The following is a 23,459-nucleotide window of genomic DNA, read 5'->3' on the forward strand; positions in this document are numbered from 1 at the left end:
TACGCATGTTCTAGCAGCTTTCACTTGAAAGCTGTTTTTTTATTGAATCAGCTTATGGCGGTGCGCATACACAGCCGCCTGCGTTCGATCTTCCACATCAAGTTTGGAAAGAATGTTGGTAATATGGGTCTTCACCGTTTTAATTGTAATAAATAATTCCTCGGCAATGACCTTATTCGATTTCCCATCCGCAATCAGCTTCAAGATCTCCATTTCTCTTGCCGTTAATGAATCGTGAAGGATGGACCCATTTGATGAATGACGGAGTTTATTCATGACCTTTCCAGCCACTTTTGATTCAAGTCTTGGTTCGCCGATACTTGCAGATCTGATGGCATCAGCAATTTCTCCTGCCTTGGATGTTTTTAATAAATAGCTTAAAGCACCCGCCTCAATCACTGGATAGACTTTATCATCGTCAATAAAGCTCGTCAGAACGATAATCTTGGCATCTTCAATTTCCTGACAAATTCTTTTCGTTGCTTCGATGCCATCCATCCCCTCCATGACAAGATCCATTAAAATCACATCTGGCTTTAATTCAACGGCTAGCTCTACACCTTTTTGTCCATCTGACGCTTCACCAATGACTTCAATATCAGCCTGCGCCTCTAAAAAGGCCGCAAGACCCATTCTCACCATTTCGTGATCGTCGATTAAAAGCACTCGAATCATCGAACGTTCTCTCCTTTTCCTTCATCAAAAATGGGAACCTTCACATCAATTTGTGTGCCTTTTCCCTCAAATGACATAATCTCTGCGACACCGCCTACTTCACTTGTTCTCTCTCGAATCGATTCAAGTCCGTAGGAGGCTGTCTTCACATGGTCTGTTTGAAAGCCGATACCATTATCAATAATCTTTAGCTGCACTTGCCGGTTTCTTATGAGCAGGCGCACAGTTACCTTTGTCGCCTTTGCATGCCTAAATACATTAGACAGGGCTTCTTGCACAATTCGGAAGAGGTGGTCCTCTACTCCTTTAGATAACGGAACATCATCTTCGATTTCCCAATCAATATCAATCGGCTGCTTTGCTTGAAATTCATTTAGCAGCTCAATTAAGCCTTTTTTCAGGTCTTTTCCTTCTAGCGTGATCGGTCTTAGATGAAGCAGAAGAGCACGCATCTCATTTTGTGCATCGCCAGCCATTCGTTCGACAAGCTGCATTTGCTTTAATATCTTTTCATCCTTTTCCTTCATGCCTTCAAGAATAGCTGAAGTCATCATCGAAATCGCAAATAACTGCTGGCTGACCGCATCATGGAGCTCTCGTGCAAGCCGTTGCCGCTCTTCTGAGACGACCGATTTCTTCATTTGAACCTGCCATTCAGCCCGTTCATTTGAAAGCTTTTGCAAAGAGGCTACTTGCCCTTCCACTCGCTTCGCCATTTCATTTAATTGATCGGCGGCTAAGCCAATTTCATCGTCGCCAAGAGACGGCAGTCTGTATGCAAAGTTTCCATTTTCAAATTTCAAAATCGACTCTACAAGCTGATCGAGGCGCTTCTTATGCTGATAGCCAAATACACTCCCGGCAGAAATCCCAATCGCAAGACTAACGATGAGTAAAATACAAAAAAACGGTATGCCAAACCAGCGGGTAGAAAGCAGAATCATCGGATCAAGCTGATAATAAAAAAACATCGGCAGTGTCGTCATCGTCACAACACCGAGCGAGATACCGACGCCAAGACGAACAGATTGCCACTGGAGGCCTAAATGGAATTTCCTCATAAGTATCTCACATCCACATCTCCGATCAATAGAGAGATGGAGATTTTCACTTTTCGTTTGCTCTCATCGTAATCGTTGGTCATCACGTACACTTTACTGCCGAACCCGCTTCTTTTTTCATCTATGATTTTCATATCACCAATCGCGGCGGAAGCACTCACACATACTTCAATATCCTGCGGTACGTAAATATCCACATCTCCGATCAGCCCGCTAATCACGATCGTACTCTCTTCTTCTGCGATGATCGCCTTTGATAAATCGATTTTAACATCACCAATAAAACCTGAAATCGTCAAATCACTTAATTGAAACGGCTTTTTCATCAGCCTGACTTCACCGATAAAAAAGTCATGCTCTTTGCGCGGCTTTGTCTGGCTTTTTGTTTTCTTCTGATCGTCCTTTTTTTCAAGATTGACTTTCAGTGAAGGCTTCCCGTCGTCTGATGTTTCTTTTTTATCGACATCAAAAACAGGTTTATTTTTCAATAAGCGATAGCCGGCATAAATCAAAAAGGCCGCAAATAAGTAACCTGTTAAACTAAATGTAATATTGAGCAGAAATTTTAAGAAGAGAAAGCCGGCAAAAATATAGGAAACTGAACCGAGCCAACGTTTGGATCGTGAGTGCAGCCAATAACCTGCCAGCGCAAAAAACACAGGCCAAAACAAATCTGCTCCGATCCCAATAATTTTGAGAAATAAATTAATACCAAATATCACGACAATGATGCCTAAAATTTGATTCCTTGTAAAACGCAGTTGACTCGCCTCCTTCCTTTCTTTCAATCATTACCGCAGCTTGAGGTTACCACTTGTCATTTCAATATCGACTAAATGTGTCCCTTTCCCCCGCGTACCTGTAAAGCCTCGACCTTCACTATCCACTTGATCAAAGTCATACGAGTGATCGACGCTTCCACTTGTTTTTTTCACCTGAACGTTGAAATCTCCGTCATCTGGCAAATTAAATTTCGCGCTCCCTGATGTCATATGAAAGGAGACAGGTGACTCAATTGTATCAAAACTTGCTGTCAATCGGCCGCTTGTCATGCCCAATTGTAGCTCGCCTTTGACATCATTAATATCGGCACGCCCTGAAGTTGCCCCAATATCACTATCCTTCGCATCGATGTGCGACACTGCCAGCCTGCCAGAGGTTGCTTTGATTTCCACATTTTTGGCTGAGAAATTCTCAGCTGTGAGGTTTCCGCTCGTTGATTTGAGTATCACATCTTGAAGGGACAGCTTTCCTTCTCCGTTCATCTCGCTGACTCCGCTTCCACCCGTAATCTTCACATTTTTATGATAATCTGTTGGAATTTTAACTAAAAGCTCTCCTTTTTCAAATTGAGTGAAAAACAAGAAGCTTTTATTTTCAGCGCGAATTTTAAAGGTACCGCCTGTTTGCTCCGCATACATTTTCCCTTTTCCATTGACAGCAGTCACGGAAATATCGGAACGATTTTCAGGTTTTACCTTCACGCGAAACCCAGAAAGAGAAATATCTAATTGATCAATCTCCTCTTTTTTCGCTGAAGCTTTTGTCACTGGTTTTTCACGGGAAAAACTTAAATGAAAGAGATCTTCATTTTTGAAAAGCATGCCAATCATTAAAAAGATACCTACAAGTATACAAATTAGACCGATTAATCGCTTCATTCATACCATCCCTTTATCTTCTGACCTTTTCATTATAAGGAAAAGCGAAACAGAAAGAAATCAAATATCGGAAGAAAAAGCCTGCTTTTCTTCCGATGTGATCTCTATACGTTTGCTTGCTGTTGTTCAGGCTTTTTCTCGAGCTTCAGCTTCTGCCATTCTTTTTCAACCTCGTCGGCATAATCTAAATGAGCATATGCACCTTGATCCGCAAATTGTGCATAGCTGCCTGCTTTTGTTTCCATTTCTTCAATACGGTTCTCCATTCGGAGAAACTCTTTATATGCACTTTCACTGTCTACTTTATTGATGGAATCATTCATATGCTGCTTTGCCTGTGCGGCATTGGCTCTTGCAATCAGTGCCTGCTTCTTGTCTTTTATATCACGCAGCTTCGTTTCTAAGTGCTGCAATTGCTCTTTCAGCTCTTTCAATTGTTTCACAGATTGCTGGTAGGCTTCCTGATATTCGTTGTGCTTTTCTTCAAAATACTTCATTTCTGTGAGCGCTTTTCGTGCAAGCTCCTCTTCTCCCGCATGATATGCCAGCTCGGCCTGCTTCTTTCGCTTTTCAGCAAATGCTTCCGTCTCTTCTGCTTTGCGCAGGAAGCCTTGCTGAATCGTTTGCTGTTTGATGATGGCATGTTTCGCTTTCGCAACATCATCCTCCATATCACGAACGTATTGATTCAGCATGACACGCGGATTCTCCAATTTATCTAAGCCTTCATTGACAGTTGCAACAAACATATCTCTTACTCTTCTTAATACCATTTGATGTTCCTCCTTTTATTTTTTCTTTAAAAAGTCTTCCCATTCTTGATCAAAAGACGTGTGAAGCGGTTCTTCCGTATTAGGTGCCGTGTTTGGCTCCATATATGCTCTGCTTGATGATTTTTTGGTAGATTCACCATTGATCATCGACCAGCCAAAATAAAGAAGTACCCCTGCAAATGCGATGCCAAGTATAAACGGCAAAAATTGCACGACGATCAATACACCAATGACTGCTAGAATGACACCTAAGGTTTTACTGCCTTTTTCGTATTGTTTAACACCTACATAGATGAGGCCTGCCCCAATCAAAACCGGGATCAGTCCACCAAATGAACCACCAAAGAAGATGGATAAACCGACAAACAATAAAATTGAACCGATAATGGTTTTACTTGTTATTTTCATCTTCATGCCTCCTTTCTTGCTCCTTGCTTTAACTATAGTCAAAAAAGAAAGCCGGCAAAACGTGTCACAGATTGATCTTTGATTGCGACTAGAGTCGTAACAATGCTCAGACTGAGCGGCAGAACCTAATAAAAAAGCACTCTTCTATTTGAAGAGTGCTCAGATTGTTGACCAAGGGCAATTTTAGCCCTTGGTCTTCTTTTTTCAGCGTGATAGAAAACCTTTGCAGTCTAGGAAGGACGAGTACCGGAGCGGAGCGAATTGAACATTCGTGAGCACCGAAGCGCAGACCTGACAAAGAATGCGAGGGTTTGTCTACACGCTGGGCACTCTTCTATTTGAAGAGTGCTTTCCTTATTTAGAACGAAACACGTCGGCACTTCGTTCATATTCAACATCAGCTTCACCAAGCCGATGATTCACGATTCGAGCGGCTGCAAATAAATAATCGGATAGACGGTTTACGTATGAGAGCGCAGCGGCTGGAATCTCCTCCTGTTTTGCAAGCGTCACAATATGCCTCTCGGCTCTTCTGACGACTGTCCGCGCCACATGTAAGAGAGCAGCGCCTTCCTGACCACCCGGTAAAATAAACTTGGTGAGCGGCGCGGCCTCTTCTACATAGACATCCATCCTTTTCTCAAGGGCTGTCACAGAGGCTTCTGTTAATTTGCCTTCTTTACGTGGTTTGACTGCTGCCAAATCACCGCCGCAGTCAAACAGCTCATGCTGAATAACAATCAGCTCTGACAAAAGATCCTGAAACAATTCGCCATGCTGCCGTAATTTTGCATGCGCGAGTCCAATAAAGCTATTCGCCTCATCTAGCGTTCCATACGCCTCTACTCTCACATCATCTTTATCAGCTCTTCCGCCGATCAAGCCTGTTTGACCCTGATCCCCGGTTTTCGTATAAAGTTTCAACGGTTTGCCCCCTTTTCTACTGCTTTGTCCTTTTAGTATAACCTGAAGTTGAAAGGAAGTATTTGTTTAATTATGAAACACCTTAACTGAAAATCCCCTAATCCCCTTATATATGTTGAATGATGAAACATACCGTTTTATAATGAATGAAAGCGCTTTTTAAAATGAGAGATGGGTGGGATGTACGTGAGTTTACAAAATAAAGTAGCGATCATTACAGGTGCAAGCAGAGGGATTGGCCGCGCCATTGCGGAGGCACTTGCCTGCGAAGGAGCGCACGTCGTTCTCAATGGAACAAACGACATGCTGCTTCAAGAGGTTTGCTCCTTACTGAATAAAAAAGAGAAACGAGCCGTTTATGTTGCAGGTGATGCTAGTTTACCAGAGACAGCATTTTCACTCGTGGAGCAAGCAAAAACACATTTTGGACAGATTGATTTGCTCGTCAACAATGCTGGTATCAATTTACGAAAATCAACAGTCGAGACATCCCTTGATGAGTGGAAACGATTAATTGATATTAATTTGACCGGCACGTTCCTCATGTGCCAAGCGGTCATTCCTGACATGATCAAACAACAAAGCGGAAAGATTATCAATATGAGTTCTACAACTGGCAAAACCCCTCATCACAATGCATCACCTGCATACGGTGCATCAAAGGCAGGAATCAATTATTTAACCATGCATCTTGCCAAAGAATTAGCAGAGCACCACATTCATGTGAATGCTGTCTGCCCTGGTCCAATTGAAACAGACATGAGCAAACAGTGGAGCGATGAATACCGGCGATCGGTTTTAGATAGAATTCCTTTGAAAACGATTGGAACACCAGAACAAGTCGCAAATGTTGTGACATTTTTAGCTTCTGACCAGTCGGATTTTATCACAGGAGAAACCATCAATATGAATGGCGGAACGTATATGAACTAGAAAAAAAGAGCCTCTCTTAAAGGCTCTTTTTCTTTTCATATTGATTTTCTCTCGTACCAGAAAGCATGATGGCCTGTCTAATAGCTTCTTCCATGCTCGCAGAATCGGCTTTTCCTGTTCCTGCGATATCAAATGCTGTCCCATGATCGACACTTGTACGGATAATCGGCAGCCCAACTGTAATGTTTACACCCGACTCTAAGCCAAGCACCTTAATCGGTCCGTGCCCTTGATCATGATACATCGCCACAACGATATCAAAGTCACCTCTTACTGCCCTAAAGAACAAGGTATCAGCAGGCAGCGGCCCAAATACTTGAATCCCTTCTTCCTGCGCTAGTTCAACCGCTGGGATGATCTTCTCCTCTTCTTCTCCGTTCCCAAACAACCCATTCTCCCCAGCGTGCGGGTTAATCCCGCATACAGCAATTTTAGGGGCAGAGATTCCAGAACGGACGAGTGTATCATGTGCCAGCTTAATCGTCGTGTATACACGCTCAGGATTAATTTTTAAAATGGCATCCATTAATCCAATATGTGTGGTGACATGAACTACCTTTAAGTTAGGGGCCGCCAGCATCATCGCATAATCTTCTGTACCCGTCAGGTCAGCTAAAATTTCTGTATGTCCTGGATACATATGACCTGCCTTATGAAGTGCCTCTTTGTTTAGCGGCGCTGTGCAAATGCCGTCAATTCTACGGTCATTTGCAAGACTAATGGCTTTTTCAAGATATCGGAAAGCAGCATTTCCTGCTTCTTTTGATATGTCCCCAATCGGCATCTCGTTCGTTAAGAGCTTAAGGTCTAAGCAGGGAACAGCTCCGGCTTTCACCTGCTCCGCTTCCTCAGGTTCTATGATACTTACAATCTCCACATCTGTATTCACAAAGTCTTTCGCCCTATTTAATATACTGGTGTCTCCGATCACAAATAGAACGGCTTCTTCATGTAAACGCGTTTGCTGAAAAGCTTTTAAAATAATTTCAGGACCAACACCAGCCGCATCTCCCATCGTTACAGCAATGATTGGTTTTGACATTCGACTTCCCCCTCTATCTTTTTCAGCACTTCTACCGCGTGGAGTACTGAATTTTTTTGACCGTAAGCTCCTGCTTTCGTAACCGCATATAAATTCGTATCAACGAGCTGGCCGAGCGGGATGCCAGGTTCAATTTCTTTCAGCAGCCGAATACCTCCTGCTCCAAGCTCCTGGCAAATCGCCCGCGCTGTATCTCCGCCAGTTAGGAAAAGTCGTCTCATTCCTGATAATGTGACAATGTCTTTTGTGATCATTCCAAGAAAGACGGACAAAGCACTTCCAACCTCTTGTCTTGACAGCCCTTTCTTTTCTCCGTAAATCAGCATCTTTTCAACCATCTCTGGCCGTGCATCTGTGTAAAGGAGAATATCTTCGTTCTGACGCTTACGCAATTGATCGAGAACTGATTTTCGTTCCCATGCTTCACGGCCGTTTAATACATTCAGCGGGTTCACTTTTATCTCAAAACAATCGTGAGTTTCTCTTAAATAAGCAAACTGCTCATTTGTTTTTTGAGAGGCACTTCCAGATACGATGAGGACAGGTCTCTGTTTTTTAAGGCGAGAAGTATTTCTATGTTTAGCGACATATGCCGATAATGCACCAGCTAGTCCCGCTGAACCGACCCATAGTATTCTTTTATCCATCTTCATAAACACTTCCACAATCCGCCCTAAATCATCACTTGTTTCTGCATCACACACAAACCATTGATGACCATGCTTCAATAAGGATGATACCTCATCACTCGTTACTTTTAGCTCTTCGCCGATTGTCTGTTGAGAAAGGTTTTTTGGTCTGACGTTCGTCTGCTCCTCAATTAAATCTGATATGCTGGATGTCAAAACTGGAGTTTTCGGATCCTTTGCTGCCTCTGACAGATGAACAGGCACTCCTTCCACATAATGTATGCCATTATTGGTTGCTCTTTGTGCATCTGGGTAGGCAGGAGCGATAACCGCCGCATCAAATGGGCCAATATCCATTAGTGCTTGCAGTTCATTTCCTATATTGCCTCTTAACGTTGAATCTATTTTTTTAAAGAAAAGGTGCGATTCATCTTGGAGAAATGGCTGCACCATTTGGCTGACCTCATGGTAGGCGTTCTCTGAAGACATACTTCGTGAATCGGTATCCACAATCAGCACATCCTCTTTATACCTGTCAATGCCTTCAAATGACGGCTGAAACAGGACAGAGGCTGTTAAGCCAGCTTTGACAAATTGAACACCTGTATCGTTGGCACCTGTCAAATCATCCGCCACAATGATTACCTTTTGCTCTAATTTCGCTCCTTTTTTTAATAGATCGTTTGTCATTTAGACACCTCGGCCTCATTACATATTATTCCTTTAGCTTTCTCCATAGCGTCGTACGGTTGATATTCAACCGCTTTGCCGCCTTTGATTGATTCATATTTTCTTCTTCCAGCACCGTTTTGATAATCCGTCTTTCAATCTCATCAAGCGTTCCATTCAAATAGCTGGACAGCTGTTTTTCTTCATTTTCAAAGGCAAGCTGATCAATTGCTGCCTTTGCCCTATTCAACGTGATATATCCACTTTTTGTTGTCAGTACCAGTTCCTCAATGATCCGCTTGAACTGCCTGACATTTTCTCTGAATTTCTGGTGTTGAAAGGCTTCAATCACATCTGCTGACAGCCCAACCACCTGCGTCCCGTAAAGAGAATTCAGTTCCGCAATAAATAACCTGCTCATGTCCTCAATATCTTCCGGCCGTTCAGACAACGGAGGGACATGAATTGTGAGCTCCTGTAAGCCTGTATATAATTCCTCACTAAACGCTCCAGATTGCATCAATTTGAACAAATCCACTTGAGACGCAGCCATCCAGCGAATATTCTGATGATAATGCAGCTGCTCGGCAATGAGCTGCTGTATATCCATTGGAACGCTCTCAATATCCTTTAGAAACATCGTCCCTTTTTGATGCAGAGGGATTGATTTTATGTCTTCCGGTTCTGTCAAACGTCTGCAATGTACTGTCGTAAAGCTCTCATTTTTCCTCTCGCTCATTTGATGGATAGCAAATGCAAGGCATGATTTACCCGTTCCTTGTTCACCATAAAGGCAAATCGAGCGCTCCGTTTGACTAAACGCTTTTGCCCTATTGATCACATCTTTCATTTTTGGGCTTTGTTCTGTAAAAAGAGCAAATGGATGTTCTGAATGAATAGGCGACGCAAGCGTCCAAATACGATGACCTTCTTGATTCATCACAGCCGAAGGCTTTTCAATCGTGACAAGCAACTCGCCTTTCGATAGCATGCTTCCTTTGACATGCCACACTTGCTGCTGATGGGATATTTGAGAATAGCCATTTTGTTTCCCTTCTCGAATCGCCTTTAGTGCCGGTTCAAGTGCTGGACACCACGCAATCACATCAGCATGAGAAGTAGACGGTGCAAATAATCCTTTTTCTGTCCATTGTTTCATTTGTTGATTCATAAAATGTAGCTGGTTGTGCGGATCAATGATGAGCATCCCTTTCGGCTCTTGATCAATCATTTCACGAAAGAGACGCTGTTCAACTGTCGCTTCTTTATATAAACGATACATTTGTTTTGCTTGATGAAATGCTTCTTTGACCGATTCACGACCTGATGTAATGAGCATACTCTGCATTCCCAGCTCTTTAGCCGCTTTATCAGTAATGACATCTCCAAGCACGACCTGAGTCCCTTGTTCTTGTAATTGTTTTAAGAGATCCCATACCTCTTCCTCTTGCTGCACTGTGTAAATATCAATTTTAATCCCGTATAATTCCCCAATGGTGCGTACACCTTGTGTAATATTTTCAAAACCCACGACCGCTTTTTTACCTTGATAATCTTTTATCAGTGTTAAGGCACGAAGCAAGTCATACCCTGACACAGGGATATCAACTACTGGGATGTTCACATGTTTTTGAATGAGCGCAGCTGTTCCGCCCCGGCTCATAATGATATCCATTCCTTGAGCTTCTGCTTGTTCTGCAAGAGCAACACCAGACCGGAGATCTCCGACTACAAGCTGGAATGTCATATTTTCTTCTTCTTTGGCAAGGTCGATTAACACATCGCCCAACCCTTTATACGGCGCAACACCTAACACTTTGATATTCATGAAAAGGACCCCCATTTTTTATCTCTTCATCACGAGACATAGCTTGAGGGAGTCCAGCCGATAGAAAATGGGGACAACCCTCCAAACATCAATTATAAATGAAGCAAATGAGGGTTACAATTCACCAGAAGCAGGGCCCTCTTGCAGTTAAGAAGTGCGATTGACCCATTCTTCTGTCACACACACATATTTGATCGCCTGCCGATAATACGTAAACGCAATATGCAGCTTCCCGTCTTTTCCTTCCGTGATGGATGGATAAGAATACTCTCGATTTAGTTTATCCTTTGAATTGTTTGTCATCGCATATCCATCACCCACTTCAAGGTTACGTCTGATAGGCCATGTATCACCATTATCCTCAGAGAGCGCCAAAGTCATCGGTGCACGCGGTGTTCCCCAAAAGGCTGGACGTGCTTCTGTATCAACCGCTGTGCGCGTATCGCCTTCATCCTCAATTTCATCATATAAAGAAGCTCTTCGTTCTGTTTGCTCATCCGCATTGATATGATTATAGACGAGGGCAAGATGCCCATTTTGGAGCACGGTAAATTGAATGGATGAATTATTATTGGGCAGCTCCGTCGCCTTTGGCTCAGACCATGTCCGCCCATGATCGACGGAACGGCTGATATAAATCGAATCAGCAAACCGGCTTCTAAAGAGGGCTATGAGGGAGCCGTCTGCACACTTTCCAATATTCATATGAACACAGCCCGTGCTGTTTGGTACAATGACCTCATCCCATGTCTTTCCTTGGTCGGATGAAATCTTCACAGCACTGACATCCCGGTTCCCCGTCCATTTGACGCCTGGAATGGTCTTACAATAGAAGACCGGCAGCAGCCAATCTTGATTATCCAGTACAACAATCGGCTGACGTATAAACGTACCCGGCTGTTCAAACAAAGTATCAATCTCACCCCATGTCTCACCTCTATCCTCTGATAGCCGGTATCTCACGATGGCCGTATCTTGATTCCCAGATAGCTGTGCGGTATACAGCAGCCATAGCCTGCCATTTTCCTCTTGAAACAGAACTGGATTTTGTTCAGAGCGTGCAGGATCGTTAGATAACTTCACTGCCTCTGTCCACTGGTTACTTCCCCGTTTGAGTCTCGACATATAGATTGAGATATCAGGTATTCCCTCCTGCGTTCCGCCAAACCAAACACATAATACATCTCCATTATCCAGCTCAAGTAGATTGGCCGCATGATTCTGCACGCAGTCTGTTGGCAGAAAGGCTTCTTTTCTCTCTGTATCTTGTTCATTTTGTCGCAAAATTCCATCTATTTTTATCACAGTCTCTTCATTTTTCATGACAATTCTCCTTTCAATGGTTGATCCTTTTTAGCAGGCGGACTGAAAAGTCGGTCGATTACCAGCACAAGGAAAGGAATGATAATGGCAATATACATATTATCGATTCCGAATGGATTATCGAGTAAATACCAAACCGTCGTGGTAACACCTGAAGCAGCAAGGCCAATGGTCGCCCCTCTATTTGAATTAAAGTACGGCAAGTAAAAGCCCATTGCTGCTACAACAGCGATCGATGTTCGAAGCGCCCTTGTAAAAAAGGAAAGGGACAGCAGCTCCGGCGCAAGTGCTACTCCTACAAGAGGCACAATTCCAACGAGTACAGCCACATACCTCGTGACTTTCATTCTCTGCTCCGGTGTTGGTTTCATTTTCGGTACATAAAAATCATCCATAATTAAGGTTGTTGTCGCAAGCGCAACCGTCGACACACCGACAAAGATGGATGCCACAAGCGATGTTGCCACAATGGCACTCAAAATTGGATTCATATGCTGTAAAAAGACAGGGAAGGCATAAATAGGATCAATGTCTGGATACAAATAATGTGCAGCTACGCCGATCACACCGATTGCAATGGCGAGCGGCAAACAAAGCAGAGCCGCATAAAGTGTTGATTTCTTTGCCTCACGCTCACTTTTCGACGAAGTGATTGCTTGAATGATAAACTGCGTAGCAAAGATGGCACCCATGTTTCCTATAAACCAAGCTCCTATCGTCCCCCATCCAATTGTCCCGTCCCATGTAAAGAAATGATCAGGCATCGTTTGTTTCATTGGTTCAAAGCCTTTTGTTAAGTAAAGAGCTACCCCTAGTGTAATTAAAATCCCCGCATACTTCACGATCGAATGAAGGATCGTGACCCATGCAACCCCTTTCATTCCTCCAAATGTAAAATAAAATGTACTCACAACGGCCGTAATGATCGCACAGGTCATTAAAGGAAGCCCCAAAATGGATGCAATAGCAGCTGACCCACTTAAATAGTTTCCTAGATTCACAAGCAGTAATGCAGCAATCATAATAACAGAAACAACTAGCTTCGTTGATTTTCCAAACTTCTGATCGATAATACCTGAAATGGTGTACTGTCCTGTTCGATAAAACTTGCCTACTAAAAAAAAGGAAAAGATAAAAAAGGCGATAGCGACAGTCACAATAGACCATGAAGCAGAAAGCCCATGCGTAAAGGCAGATTCTGCAGTTCCAACAGTGGATTTCGTTCCAATGAATTCACTCATGAGCAAAATACCGACTACAATGGCTGGAAGTGACTTAGCAGCATTGTTAAATTCTGAATTGGATTTACTGCGGAAACGCATCGTCAGCCAAGTCGTAAATAGTATATAGAGAATAATGACGATCAAAATAAATGTGATGACAGAACTGCTTAAGACATTCATTTAAAATCCCCCTTTGTGTGCAAGCCGTGTGAAGCAACTTCTCATTCCCATCCCAATGAAGCGTTAAGCGTCGAGCAGTTTCATGTATACCTGTTCAATATCAGAAACAGACATTGGCTTTGGATTGTTGTCCATTAATCTCTTCACCTCTGAAGCTGCTTGAGCAAGTGCCGGTACATCCTCCTTGGACACGCCAAAAGCTTTGAGCTGCTGTGGAATGTGTAAATCCGCTGTCCAATCTTCAATTTGATGAATCACACGCTCTGCAAGCTCCTGCTTTGTGTGAGCTCCCGCTAGTCCTATTGCTCTTGCCACATGTTCAAGCCGATCAATGATATGATCTGCATTAAAAGCAGTGACATGCGGAAGCAGCATCGAATTAGCAACACCATGAGAAATCTTGTATTTCCCCCCTAATGGATAAGCCATAGCGTGAACAGCAGCAGTTCCGGCACTTGTAAGCGCCATTCCTCCATACATTGCACCAACAAGCATATTTTCTCTTGCCTTCATGTTCTCCCCGTGATGATATGCCTCCTGAATACTTCCTGAAATCAGCCGCATCGATTCCAGTGCAAACATATCACTGAATGGATTGGCTTTATTTGAAATATAAGATTCAAGCGCATGCGTAAAAGCATCCATACCTGTAGCTGCGGTAATAGATTTCGGCAAGTTGAGAGTAAGTGCTGGATCTAAGATGACAAGGTCTGGCAAAAGATGCGGACTAACCATTCCAATTTTCAATTCCTTTTCTGGAAAAGTCACAATTGCATTTGGTGTCACCTCAGATCCCGTACCAGAGGTTGTCGGAATGAGAATCGTTGGCACTCCCCTTTTTTCCACAAGATTTGTGCCAACGAGAGCAGAAATCGGCTGATCGTTTGTCTTAAGAACAGCTAAAATTTTTGCAGCATCAAGGACACTCCCGCCACCAATTCCAATAATGGCGTCATGCGCTCCTCTTAAAAAGGTGTGGAATACGTCCTCGATATTTTCTTCTGTTGGTTCAGGTTTGATTTCTGTACTTATCTCACTTGCTATCCCCTTTTTCGCAAGTTCTCTTTTGATGTGATCTGCATAACCAAGTGATACGATAGATGGCTGCGTTAATATAAAAATGGATGTGAGTCTGCTAAGCCCTAAACTATCTAATTTCTCCCCAAGAAGGTCTAAAGAACCTGCGCCAGATACAATGTGTGATGCCGTCTGAAAGTGATAATGCGTGATCGTCATCTCTTCACTACTCCTTTGCCGCTTTTCCTTGTTTGCGATAGTCTTCAACCATTTTTGCCACAGCTTCCAATGCCTCACCTGACAGCTCTTTTACAGGGCTTTTGGGCGGGCCAACCGGAATTCCATAAAGCTCTGCTGCCTTTTTCAAAGGCGCTGGTAATGTCCCTAAACCGAATGTTGCTCTTAATGGCTGCAGCTGCTTCTGGAAGTGCTCACTTTCGTCAAGCTTCCCTTTTCGAAAAGATTCATAGAGTCCAACGACAGTTTCAGGAAGTACATTTGCAGTTGCTGCGACCGCCCCTGCTCCGCCGAGTTTCAAGGTATCCAAAATGAGTGAGTCCGTACCTGCAAGGACAACAAAATCTTCATCTTTTGTGACATCCAGATATGCCTTGATATTTTCAATGTTTCCACTGCTATCTTTAATGCCTAGCACATTCGGCAGTGCACTGAGCCGAGCAACCGTCTCTGGTGCTAGAGATACTCCTGTTCTAGATGGAATGTTATAAAGCAGAATCGGAATATTCACATTCTCAGATATGTGACGAAAGTGCTCATACAGCTCTTCTTGGGTTGGTGCAACAAAGTAAGGTGTAATGATAGACAGAACATCTACCCCTCGATCTGCCAGTTTGTTTGACAGCCTGATGGTTGCCTCCGTACTATTTTCACCTGCTCCAATGAATACCGGCACTCGTCTGCCAACAGCCTTCACGACAGTTTCAGCAATTTGAAGCTTTTCTTCCTCTGAAAACAAATGAAACTCTCCATTTGTGCCTAAAGCAAAGATGCCGTGTACACCTGACTCGATCAAACGATTCACTAATTGCGTTGCCACTTCGGGATGAAAATGTTCTTCCTCAGTAAGCGGTGTCAAAATAGCTGGTATAATCCCTTGAATGTCCAAATAATCCTCCCTTTCTTATGTGTTGCATTTTTAAACATGTCATATTTTAAGCGCTTTCATATTTTTTATTATAAAAGGATTTTGATTTAATTAGCAACACTTTTTTGATTTTTCGCTATATTAAGTTCATTTTTTATGCAGCTGTTGATGTTTTCAACAAAAAAAGCGAACCATTTTGGTTCACTTTTGAATGGCATTCAACGTTTGAAGAAGCCCATGCACCTTTTGTCCTAATCTTTCGTGTAAAAGGTCAGCATCTTCCGTTTCATGCGTATTGGGTGTAGCAATACAAAGATGATGGATTGGAATGCTTGTTTCTTGCTTCATGATGTGCATAAGCTGCCCCATGAGCTGAATAGCTGCTCCGTCTGATAAAGATCGTTTCAGGATAAGCCAAATGGCCAACTCTTCTTGCTGAAGCATGCCGTAAAGGATCATATCGTCTTCGGCGTCTTCTGCGGCAAATTGTGCTAATCCGTTAGCTTGCTCGAAAAACAGCAAATCTTCAGCTGACTCTAGCTGCTCATGAAGCGTCTTCGTTCCCGTTCCAATAGACCTTTTCCAAAAGAACCCGCCGTTTTTCTTATGTGAGGAAAGGATGCGAAGAGGCTGATTAATGGAAAACGTCATTCCTTCTGAGCTATAAGTCCTCCAGCCATCGGCTATGTTTACAATTGATGCTTTTGAAGGGGCTGCAGGCTCAACCATCAGCTGGGGGTTAGCCCTAAATGGATGCTGGAGCGGTGTCACATTTGTTTCATACACACGGTTGATTCGTTCAGTGGTCAAGACGTGATGCGGCAGTCCTAACATGTCTGTCTTTCCTTCATGAAGCAGAAGCAGCCGATCACAATATAAACTAGCGATGTTCACATCATGGAATACACCAATGACCGTTAACCTAGAGGAATCAGTTTCTTCTTTAATTAAATCAAGCAAATCTTTTTGATAGGCTAAATCAAGGAAACTCGTTGGTTCATCCAGCAATAAATATTCAGGCTGCTGCGCCAATGCCTGTGCTAAATATACACGCTGCTGTTCTCCTCCGCTTAACTCATGGATGGATTGATTCTTAAACTGTGCAACACCCGTTTGTTCCATTACTTTGCTGACGACCTGCACATCTTCTCGCGTGACAGATTGCAGCCACCCTTTTTGATATGGATAACGACCGAATTGGACGGTTTCTTCCACCGTAAATGAAAAAGCTTGGTCCGTTTTCTGCGGCAGAACGGCCATCTTTTGCGCAAGCGCCTTTGGCTGATAGGATTGAATAAGGTGACCGCCGAGACGCACCTCTCCGCTCTTAGGTGCTAAAATCCCTGCCATCATTTTAAGAAGGGTCGTCTTACCGCTCCCGTTTGGACCGAGTATACCGAGAAATTCTCCTTGCTTTACTTCAAGATTAATGCCTCGAATGACCTCTTTCTCTCCATATCCACCTCTGATTTCCTTCACTTGAATCATACGTGCGTCCCCCCTCTATATTTACGAATGAGGATGATGCCAAATACAGGTGCACCAATTAACGCAGTAATGATGCCAATCGGTAATTCAGTCGGCTCAATGATGGTACGGGATAACACATCTGCTAATACAAGAAAGGAAGCACCGTTCAGCATAGATAAAGGCAGCAGATGCCGATGATCTGTGATAGTTAAGAGGCGGATAAAATGCGGAATCACAAGTCCTACAAAACCGATCGTCCCTGATACCGCTACTGCACTTCCGGTCAGGATCGAGCCCGCCAGCAGCACAATATATTTGCTCCTTTTCACATGAACACCTAATAGCTTTGCCTTCTCCTCGCCATACGTCATCACATTCAAATCCCGCCCCATCAACATTAACGCAAAGGTCCCAATAAGAAAGAAAGGAAGAAAAAGCACAATATAACGCCAGCCCCTCATGGACACACTGCCAAGCAGCCAATGAATGATCTCTTTTAGATCATCACCTGTTAAAGCAATCATCAATGAAATGAGCGCACCCAAAAAAGAGCTGAAAATCACTCCTGTCAAAATCAAAGAAGAGATGCTCATCCCCCGATGAACAAGACGCGCAAAAAAGAGAACGAGACAGAGGGTCACAAGCGCTGTTGTCATACTGAATAATGGCAGTGTGAAGCTGCCAAAAAGCGGGAGCTGCAAGCTGAAAAACAGGGTCGCTACGGCTCCAACTGATGCCCCTTGAGATACCCCCAGCGTATAAGGGTCAGCGAGAGGATTTTTTAATAAACCTTGAAAAGCTGCACCAGATAACGCAAGTGCTGCTCCGACTAATGCCGCTAATATGACTCTTGGCAGCCGAATGTTCATCATAATATTGCGATCGATGGAATCAATGGTTCCAAACTGCACTCCGAATAGTTCATGAACAAATATACGAAGAATAGAAGGAATGGGAATCCCTAAGCTTCCAAAGGAGATTCCCATTCCAATGCTCATCACAAGAAGTAAAACACTTAGTGTATATGCGATGATCAATTTATTTGAACGTGTCAGGATAGACGTTTTTCGCAAGAGCCTCGACTCCTTCAACCAATCGCGGTCCCGGTCTTGATGCGAGATCCGTATTCAATTGAAAGACTTGTTTTTCTTTCACTGCTTTCATTGCATTCCAGCCGTCTCTTTTTTTCAAATCAGCTAAGCCTGATCCATCAATTGTAACGATGACATCAGGATTTCGCTTGATGATCGATTCTTCCGTCATTTGCACCCAGCCAGTTTGATCACCTGCAGCATTTTTGGCATGGATAACAGAAAGCATTTCATCCATAAATGTATTTTTACCAGTTGTATAGATTTCAGGTGCACCTGATACTTCGACAAAGACTGTTTTTTGCTTGTCTTTCGAAATCCCCTCTGCTTGTTTCTTGATGTCATTCAGCTTTGTTTTCATTTCGTCTACAAGCTTTGTTGATGCTTCTTTCACGCCGGCTGCTTCACCGATCATATTGATTGATTTGTACACATCCTTAAAGGATGTTGCATCATTTACAGTCAGCACTTGGATCCCTGCATTTTCAAGCTGTTTAAATCCATTTTTTGATCCCATCTGAGATGCATGTGCTAAGACAAGATCTGGCTTTAAGGAAATGACCTTCTCGACATTGAATTCAAGTCCGCCAATCTTCTCTACCTTTTCGACTTCCTTTGGATAATTGTCAAAGTCTGATCGTCCAACCATTTTATCTCCAAGACCGAGTGCATAAGCAATCTCCGTATTACTTGGAATTAACGAAACAATTCGTTTAGGCTGTTCTTTGATTTCGACTGTTTTGCCAGCTGCATCTTTTATCAATACGGGAAATGCCGCAGTGGCCGTTTCTTTATTTTGTGACCCTTTTGCTTTGTGATCTGTCTCAGCGCCTGCACATCCTGCTAAAACACCCATCACAAGCAATAACGATAGCCAAATAGCTGTTAACTTTTTCATGAGTAACCCCCTGGTTTATGTACTGCTTAACGAAATCTCTTTCGTCAATTCTTTTCTAATTTCGGGAATATTATACTACAGTGCAGATAGGTTGTATATGTGATTTCTAAAAGCGTCTTTTCTGTTCATAAAACAAAAAAACAGCCTCTAAAAAGACTGTTTTTCACTCTTCAATGAATTGATTTGTTCTCCATTGATGGCGACTTTCTCAAAAGCAGGAGAAACGGCATGCTCTAAAGATAATGGATACGCCACATCATCTATGACACAATCTTTCATTTTAAAGTGAGTCACAGGAGAATGTGCATATGCGGCTATTTTCACACCATATCGTCCGCCGCTGCTTTTGAGTCCTTCCACTTCAATATGACGTACAACAGGACGATGCGGACCAGCATCTCCTTCCTCATACATCATGTCGATACAGACCACTTCATGCTTTAGACTTTTGACTGTATTGTTTTTAAAATAAATATGTTCAATGGTGCCGCCTCTGACAGAGTTGGTTTTAATACGCAGTGCCCGGTCAAGGTTCGGACTGTCCATGACATTATTTTCTGCATAAACATACTTTACCCCGCCAGAGATCTCGCTCCCGATCGTCACACCGCCGTGTCCATCCCGCATCTCATTTCTACGAATGACAATGTTTTCAGATGGAATCCCTATTCTCCGTCCATCCTCGTTTCTGCCCGATTTGATGGCAATACAATCATCTCCGTTATCAAAATAACAATCTTCAATGAGCACATTCCGGCAAGATTCCGGATTGACACCATCTGTGTTTGGTCCATGCCCAATGATTTTAACGCCGCGGACGATGACGTTATCACTTAACACAGGATGAATTTGCCACATCGGTGAATCCTTCACTGTCACTCCTTCGATTAGCACATGCTGACATTGGTATGGCTGAATAAAGCTCGACCTTAAATAATGACCTTCTCCAAATACCCTTTCTTCTACCGGTATTCTCTTTTCCGCCATTTCAAACAAAAGCTGGCGATCCCGATCCTGAGAGGGCTGGCCATTTGTCCCATACTTCCAAGGCCACCAATGATGCTCATCCCCTCTGCCATCAAGGGTTCCGGCTCCAGTTATAGCGATGTTTTCTGCATGGTGTGCATAAATGAGAGGTGAATAATTATAAAGTTCAACCCCTTCATATCTTGTCAGTACAAGAGGCAAGTAATCCTTTGGGTCTTGGCTGAATGTCACATAGGCTTTCTCATGCAGATGAAGTTCTACATTGCTTTTCAATTCTAAAGCACCTGTCATAAATGTCCCTGCTGGGATCAGCACCCGTCCCCCTTTCAACCGGTGGGCATCATCAATGGCAGACTGAATAGCATTTGTAGAAAGCTCTTGCCCTTCCGCATCTGCTCCATAATGCACCACATTCAATTCACGATCTGGGAACTGCGGTGCTTTTATCTGCTTTAGCACTTGATCAATTCCGTTTACTTTTTTATCTTTCTTCCCTTGCTTTGCTAAACGAGCAATTCCAACTCCAGTTAGTACCGTTCCTGCTGCGATATACATCAAATCCCGTTTTTTAGACACGTACTCATCCCCCAGTCGCCTTAAAGTGTGACACCTGTTTTGAAAATAGCCAGCTCTCTAAAATTGTTTTTTTCATGATTTAACAGCTTCCCGCTCGCCACATCAATGACAGTTGAAATGAATTTTTCTAATACAACATCTTCCGGTACATCTTCAAGCAGTTCTCCGGCATTAAAGTCAATCCAGTGCTTTTTTGTTTCATATAAGGCTGTGTTGGTCGAGATTTTCATTGTTGGCACAAACGTACCAAAGGGTGTCCCCCTGCCTGTTGTAAAAAGCACCATTTGACAGCCAGAAGCAGCAAGTGCAGATGAAGCAACCAAATCATTACCAGGTGCACTTAATAGGTTCAATCCCTTTTGTTTCAGCAGCTCTCCATATTTCAATACATCTTTAATATCAGAAGTACCTGCTTTTTGTGTACAGCCAAGAGATTTATCCTCTAATGTCGAAATTCCACCTGCTTTATTTCCCGGGGAAGGATTTTCATATACCGGCTGTCGATGATCCATGAAGTATTGTTTAAAGTCATTGATCATTTGCACAATATTGTCGAAAGTCGCTTCTGATGCTGCTCTCTCCATTAAAATCGTTTCAGCACCAAACATTTCGGGCACTTCTGTCAGCACAGTTGTTCCGCCTTGCGCGACAAGAAAATCGGACAGTCTGCCTAAAAGCGGATTTGCGGTAATACCAGAGAATCCATCTGATCCTCCGCACTTCAAGCCAATTTTCAGCTCAGATAACGGAATGTCTTCACGATGATCTTCTTTCGCCGCATCATAAATTTCCTTGAGTAAAGCGACTCCCGTCTCAATCTCATCTCCTACTTCTTGGCTTCTTAAAAATTTCACTCTCGTACGGTCATATTCACCTAATGTGGACTGAAAATCCTCAATGTCATTGTTTTCACAGCCAAGTCCAAGAACGAGTACTCCTCCAGCGTTAGGGTGCTTCACCGCATTTTGTAAAATGGTTTTGGTATTTTCATGATCGTCCCCAAGCTGTGAGCAGCCATAATTGTGCTTTAATACAAGGGCTGTTTCAAAAGGATGGATGTTTCCACCCATTTCAGCGGTGAATATTTGGATCATTTGATCGGCGATGCCATTCACGCATCCAACGGTAGGAACAACCCAAAGCTCATTGCGGATTCCGCTTCCGCCATTTTTTCGTTTATACCCTTTAAATGTAAGATTCGTTTTTTCATAGGGGTTTTCTGATAATGAAGGCTGGTATTCGTATTCCAGCTTGCCAGATAGATTGGTTTTGATATTATGCGTATGCACCCATTCTCCAGCAGAAATGGCAGTCACTGCATGACCAATAGGATAGCCATATTTGATAATATTCTCTCTTTGCTTGATTTCAGCCAATGCAAACTTATGACCTTTGGCGACGGTCTCTTTTAAGATAATCGTATGTCCTTGATGCTGCAGCTCCTCCCCTTGCTCAAGTCCTTTTAAAGCAATACCGACATTATCTGAAGGGTGAATGACAATAAAGTCTTTCATGCTTTCTCCCCCTTACTTTCATATTGATGAAGCATCATTCGATGAACAGCTGCTCTCATCCCATGCGTCTGTATGAGGGTAAGCTGATCAGCTACAGCTTGACTCAATCCATTTATATCTGTTAAATCTCTGCCCCATAATGACTCGCATGAAAGAATTTTCGCTGCAACTCCTTCATTAGAATGGTTTTCCTCGTCCCATGCTTCCTTCATGAGCGTTAGCACAGTTTCATCATCCTTTACCCTTCCTGCATGTGCTCTGTAGAAATAAATGAGACTGCTAAGTGAAAACACAAGTTTCATTGGCAGCTGTTTCTTTCGCTCGACATAATCAAGCAATGACGGAAGATTACGGGTTCGGAATTTGGATACCCCATTCAGCGCAATATCCAGCAATTGATGCTTTACAAATGGATTGCAAAAACGATCCCAAACGGATTGTGTATAAAGAAGAAGCTCATCTTCAGGGAGTTCAAGCCCGGGCAATACTTCCTCCTTCAGCATACGCCGGATGAACGGACCAACATGCTCATCATCCACAGCTTCCTTTACAGTTTCTAAACCGCATGAATAGGCAATCGGCACCATCGCCGTATGTGCACCATTTAAAATTCGTACCTTGCTCATACGATAAGGCGCAATATCCTCTACAAAAAGTACATTTAATCCTGCTTCTTGAAAGGGGAGCTCCTTTTTCACAAAAGCGGGCGCTTCAATGACAAAAAGATGATAATATTCTGCCGTGACAAGCAATTCGTCGATATACCCTTCTTCCTTTTGTACGATGTCAGCCGCTTTCTTAGAGAATCCAGGGACAATCCGGTCCACAAGCGTATTACAAAACGTGTTGGCTTCCTTAATCCATGTAAAAAACGCAGGCGGCAGTTCCCACTCAGCTGCCATACTGATCACATATTCCTTCAATCGATCACCATTTTGTTCAACCAATTCACAAGGCAGAATGATCAGTCCTTTCTGCTCATCTCCAGCAAATGCTTTAAACCGGTGATACAAGAACGCTGTCAGCTTTCCTGGAAAACTGGCTTGCGGCCGATCCTCCAAACGATCCTCCTTTCTGAGCACAAGTCCTGCCTCTGTCGTGTTTGAGAAAACAAAGCGGAGATCCGGGTTTTCCGCTACGTGTAAAAATTCCTCGTAATCCGTATACGTACTAATTCCTCTGCTAATCGATTGAATGATCATACGTTCATTCATTTCTTGCTGGTCATGATATCCCTGAATACATAATGTATACAGGCCATCTTGTTCATTTAAGGCTGCTACCGATCCTTTTCGAGGAGGAACAACAACCGCTCTTCCTTTAAAATCTGTGCAGTCGTTCAGCTTCTGGATGTGCCAATTGATAAATCCTCGCATAAAATTTCCTTCACCAATCTGCAAAATCGTTTCCGGATACTCAGGTGCTGGGTATATGGCTTTTGATAATCGTTTCAAATGGATTCCCCTCTCCAA

21 protein-coding genes are annotated in these 23,459 nt (G+C 43.1%); 1 reads left to right on the forward strand and 20 read right to left on the reverse strand.

The window, feature by feature from the left end; translation table 11 throughout:
- Nucleotides 1-39: 39 nt before the first annotated feature.
- From NSU13_RS15290 to NSU13_RS15320, 7 genes are all read right to left on the reverse strand, one after another.
- Nucleotides 40-675 (reverse strand): response regulator transcription factor, encoded by a 636-nt coding sequence (locus NSU13_RS15290; RefSeq protein ID WP_024423423.1) that lies wholly within the window; start codon nucleotides 673-675, stop codon nucleotides 40-42.
- The gene (gene liaS, locus NSU13_RS15295) at nucleotides 672-1,736 is read right to left on the reverse strand and encodes a two-component system sensor histidine kinase LiaS (RefSeq protein WP_034280874.1); all 1,065 of its coding nucleotides are present in this window, start codon (nucleotides 1,734-1,736) and stop codon (nucleotides 672-674) included. The genes NSU13_RS15290 and liaS overlap by 4 nt, the downstream gene beginning before the upstream one ends.
- Nucleotides 1,733-2,497, reverse strand: a complete 765-nt coding sequence (liaF, locus tag NSU13_RS15300; RefSeq protein ID WP_034281438.1) for a cell wall-active antibiotics response protein LiaF — start codon at nucleotides 2,495-2,497, stop codon at nucleotides 1,733-1,735. Before liaF ends, liaS begins: the two co-directional genes overlap by 4 nt.
- A gap of 30 nt (nucleotides 2,498-2,527) precedes the next feature.
- Nucleotides 2,528-3,397, reverse strand: coding sequence for a DUF4097 domain-containing protein (locus tag NSU13_RS15305; RefSeq protein ID WP_041115720.1), 870 nt, complete (start codon nucleotides 3,395-3,397; stop codon nucleotides 2,528-2,530).
- Nucleotides 3,398-3,501: 104 nt separating this feature from the next.
- Nucleotides 3,502-4,170, reverse strand: coding sequence for a PspA/IM30 family protein (locus NSU13_RS15310; RefSeq protein WP_024423427.1), 669 nt, complete (start codon nucleotides 4,168-4,170; stop codon nucleotides 3,502-3,504).
- A 15-nt stretch (nucleotides 4,171-4,185) separates the two neighbouring features.
- Nucleotides 4,186-4,578 (reverse strand): hypothetical protein, encoded by a 393-nt coding sequence (locus NSU13_RS15315; RefSeq protein ID WP_327825504.1) that lies wholly within the window; start codon nucleotides 4,576-4,578, stop codon nucleotides 4,186-4,188.
- 354 nt (nucleotides 4,579-4,932) lie between these two features.
- Nucleotides 4,933-5,502: a cob(I)yrinic acid a,c-diamide adenosyltransferase gene (locus NSU13_RS15320; protein ID WP_342489606.1), complete on the reverse strand. Its 570-nt coding sequence runs from the start codon at nucleotides 5,500-5,502 to the stop codon at nucleotides 4,933-4,935.
- Between the two features lie 186 nt (nucleotides 5,503-5,688).
- On the opposite strand from NSU13_RS15320, the gene NSU13_RS15325 reads away from it, so the two are divergent.
- A complete protein-coding gene (locus NSU13_RS15325) occupies nucleotides 5,689-6,435 on the forward strand; it encodes a 3-oxoacyl-ACP reductase family protein (RefSeq protein ID WP_065215183.1) in 747 nt (248 codons plus the stop codon).
- 16 nt (nucleotides 6,436-6,451) lie between these two features.
- On the opposite strand, the gene pdxA is transcribed toward NSU13_RS15325, so the two are convergent.
- The 13 genes from pdxA to NSU13_RS15390 all read right to left on the reverse strand — a co-directional run bounded on the left by pdxA (nucleotide 6,452) and on the right by NSU13_RS15390 (nucleotide 23,441).
- Nucleotides 6,452-7,477, reverse strand: coding sequence for a 4-hydroxythreonine-4-phosphate dehydrogenase PdxA (gene pdxA, locus NSU13_RS15330; RefSeq protein WP_342489607.1), 1,026 nt, complete (start codon nucleotides 7,475-7,477; stop codon nucleotides 6,452-6,454).
- Nucleotides 7,453-8,796: a four-carbon acid sugar kinase family protein gene (locus tag NSU13_RS15335; protein WP_342489608.1), complete on the reverse strand. Its 1,344-nt coding sequence runs from the start codon at nucleotides 8,794-8,796 to the stop codon at nucleotides 7,453-7,455. Before NSU13_RS15335 ends, pdxA begins: the two co-directional genes overlap by 25 nt.
- A 25-nt stretch (nucleotides 8,797-8,821) precedes the next feature.
- Complete coding sequence (locus tag NSU13_RS15340; protein WP_342489609.1) at nucleotides 8,822-10,603, reverse strand: PrpR N-terminal domain-containing protein; 1,782 nt, start codon at nucleotides 10,601-10,603, stop codon at nucleotides 8,822-8,824.
- Between the two features lie 147 nt (nucleotides 10,604-10,750).
- Nucleotides 10,751-11,926, reverse strand: coding sequence for a sialidase family protein (locus NSU13_RS15345; RefSeq protein WP_046313225.1), 1,176 nt, complete (start codon nucleotides 11,924-11,926; stop codon nucleotides 10,751-10,753).
- Nucleotides 11,923-13,329 carry a sodium:solute symporter family protein gene (locus NSU13_RS15350; RefSeq protein WP_034280883.1) on the reverse strand — a complete coding sequence of 469 codons (1,407 nt, stop codon included), beginning with the start codon at nucleotides 13,327-13,329 and terminating at the stop codon, nucleotides 11,923-11,925. The genes NSU13_RS15345 and NSU13_RS15350 overlap by 4 nt, the downstream gene beginning before the upstream one ends.
- A gap of 63 nt (nucleotides 13,330-13,392) precedes the next feature.
- Nucleotides 13,393-14,565: an iron-containing alcohol dehydrogenase gene (locus NSU13_RS15355; RefSeq protein WP_034280884.1), complete on the reverse strand. Its 1,173-nt coding sequence runs from the start codon at nucleotides 14,563-14,565 to the stop codon at nucleotides 13,393-13,395.
- A 7-nt stretch (nucleotides 14,566-14,572) separates the two neighbouring features.
- Nucleotides 14,573-15,472, reverse strand: coding sequence for a 4-hydroxy-tetrahydrodipicolinate synthase (gene dapA / locus NSU13_RS15360; RefSeq protein WP_342489610.1), 900 nt, complete (start codon nucleotides 15,470-15,472; stop codon nucleotides 14,573-14,575).
- A gap of 180 nt (nucleotides 15,473-15,652) precedes the next feature.
- A complete protein-coding gene (locus NSU13_RS15365) occupies nucleotides 15,653-16,939 on the reverse strand; it encodes a heme ABC transporter ATP-binding protein (protein WP_254001442.1) in 1,287 nt (428 codons plus the stop codon).
- Nucleotides 16,936-17,994, reverse strand: a complete 1,059-nt coding sequence (locus tag NSU13_RS15370; protein ID WP_041115703.1) for an iron ABC transporter permease — start codon at nucleotides 17,992-17,994, stop codon at nucleotides 16,936-16,938. Before NSU13_RS15370 ends, NSU13_RS15365 begins: the two co-directional genes overlap by 4 nt.
- Nucleotides 17,960-18,910 carry an ABC transporter substrate-binding protein gene (locus NSU13_RS15375; protein WP_061110076.1) on the reverse strand — a complete coding sequence of 317 codons (951 nt, stop codon included), beginning with the start codon at nucleotides 18,908-18,910 and terminating at the stop codon, nucleotides 17,960-17,962. The genes NSU13_RS15370 and NSU13_RS15375 overlap by 35 nt, the downstream gene beginning before the upstream one ends.
- A gap of 147 nt (nucleotides 18,911-19,057) precedes the next feature.
- Nucleotides 19,058-20,473 carry a glycoside hydrolase family 28 protein gene (locus NSU13_RS15380; protein ID WP_061110077.1) on the reverse strand — a complete coding sequence of 472 codons (1,416 nt, stop codon included), beginning with the start codon at nucleotides 20,471-20,473 and terminating at the stop codon, nucleotides 19,058-19,060.
- A 20-nt stretch (nucleotides 20,474-20,493) separates the two neighbouring features.
- Nucleotides 20,494-21,987: an altronate dehydratase family protein gene (locus tag NSU13_RS15385; protein WP_342489611.1), complete on the reverse strand. Its 1,494-nt coding sequence runs from the start codon at nucleotides 21,985-21,987 to the stop codon at nucleotides 20,494-20,496.
- Entirely contained in the window at nucleotides 21,984-23,441 is a 1,458-nt protein-coding gene (locus NSU13_RS15390) for a tagaturonate reductase (protein ID WP_342489612.1), read from the reverse strand. The genes NSU13_RS15385 and NSU13_RS15390 overlap by 4 nt, the downstream gene beginning before the upstream one ends.
- Between the last annotated feature and the right edge of the window lie 18 nt (nucleotides 23,442-23,459).

This window comes from Bacillus sp. FSL M8-0049, assembly GCF_038593355.1.
Classification (GTDB): domain Bacteria; phylum Bacillota; class Bacilli; order Bacillales; family Bacillaceae; genus Bacillus; species Bacillus safensis.

What these genes read in the sequence shown, in the direction of transcription:
- NSU13_RS15290 (WP_024423423.1), bottom strand. Translation starts at nt 675, where the DNA reads ATGATTCGAGTGCTTTTAATCGACGATCACGAAATGGTGAGAATGGGT.
- liaS (WP_034280874.1), bottom strand. Translation starts at nt 1,736, where the DNA reads ATGAGGAAATTCCATTTAGGCCTCCAGTGGCAATCTGTTCGTCTTGGC.
- NSU13_RS15305 (WP_041115720.1), bottom strand. Translation starts at nt 3,397, where the DNA reads ATGAAGCGATTAATCGGTCTAATTTGTATACTTGTAGGTATCTTTTTA.
- NSU13_RS15310 (WP_024423427.1), bottom strand. Translation starts at nt 4,170, where the DNA reads ATGGTATTAAGAAGAGTAAGAGATATGTTTGTTGCAACTGTCAATGAA.
- NSU13_RS15315 (WP_327825504.1), bottom strand. Translation starts at nt 4,578, where the DNA reads ATGAAAATAACAAGTAAAACCATTATCGGTTCAATTTTATTGTTTGTC.
- pdxA (WP_342489607.1), bottom strand. Translation starts at nt 7,477, where the DNA reads ATGTCAAAACCAATCATTGCTGTAACGATGGGAGATGCGGCTGGTGTT.
- NSU13_RS15335 (WP_342489608.1), bottom strand. Translation starts at nt 8,796, where the DNA reads ATGACAAACGATCTATTAAAAAAAGGAGCGAAATTAGAGCAAAAGGTA.
- NSU13_RS15340 (WP_342489609.1), bottom strand. Translation starts at nt 10,603, where the DNA reads ATGAATATCAAAGTGTTAGGTGTTGCGCCGTATAAAGGGTTGGGCGAT.
- NSU13_RS15345 (WP_046313225.1), bottom strand. Translation starts at nt 11,926, where the DNA reads ATGAAAAATGAAGAGACTGTGATAAAAATAGATGGAATTTTGCGACAA.
- NSU13_RS15350 (WP_034280883.1), bottom strand. Translation starts at nt 13,329, where the DNA reads ATGAATGTCTTAAGCAGTTCTGTCATCACATTTATTTTGATCGTCATT.
- NSU13_RS15355 (WP_034280884.1), bottom strand. Translation starts at nt 14,565, where the DNA reads ATGACGATCACGCATTATCACTTTCAGACGGCATCACACATTGTATCT.
- NSU13_RS15365 (WP_254001442.1), bottom strand. Translation starts at nt 16,939, where the DNA reads ATGATTCAAGTGAAGGAAATCAGAGGTGGATATGGAGAGAAAGAGGTC.
- NSU13_RS15375 (WP_061110076.1), bottom strand. Translation starts at nt 18,910, where the DNA reads ATGAAAAAGTTAACAGCTATTTGGCTATCGTTATTGCTTGTGATGGGT.
- NSU13_RS15385 (WP_342489611.1), bottom strand. Translation starts at nt 21,987, where the DNA reads ATGAAAGACTTTATTGTCATTCACCCTTCAGATAATGTCGGTATTGCT.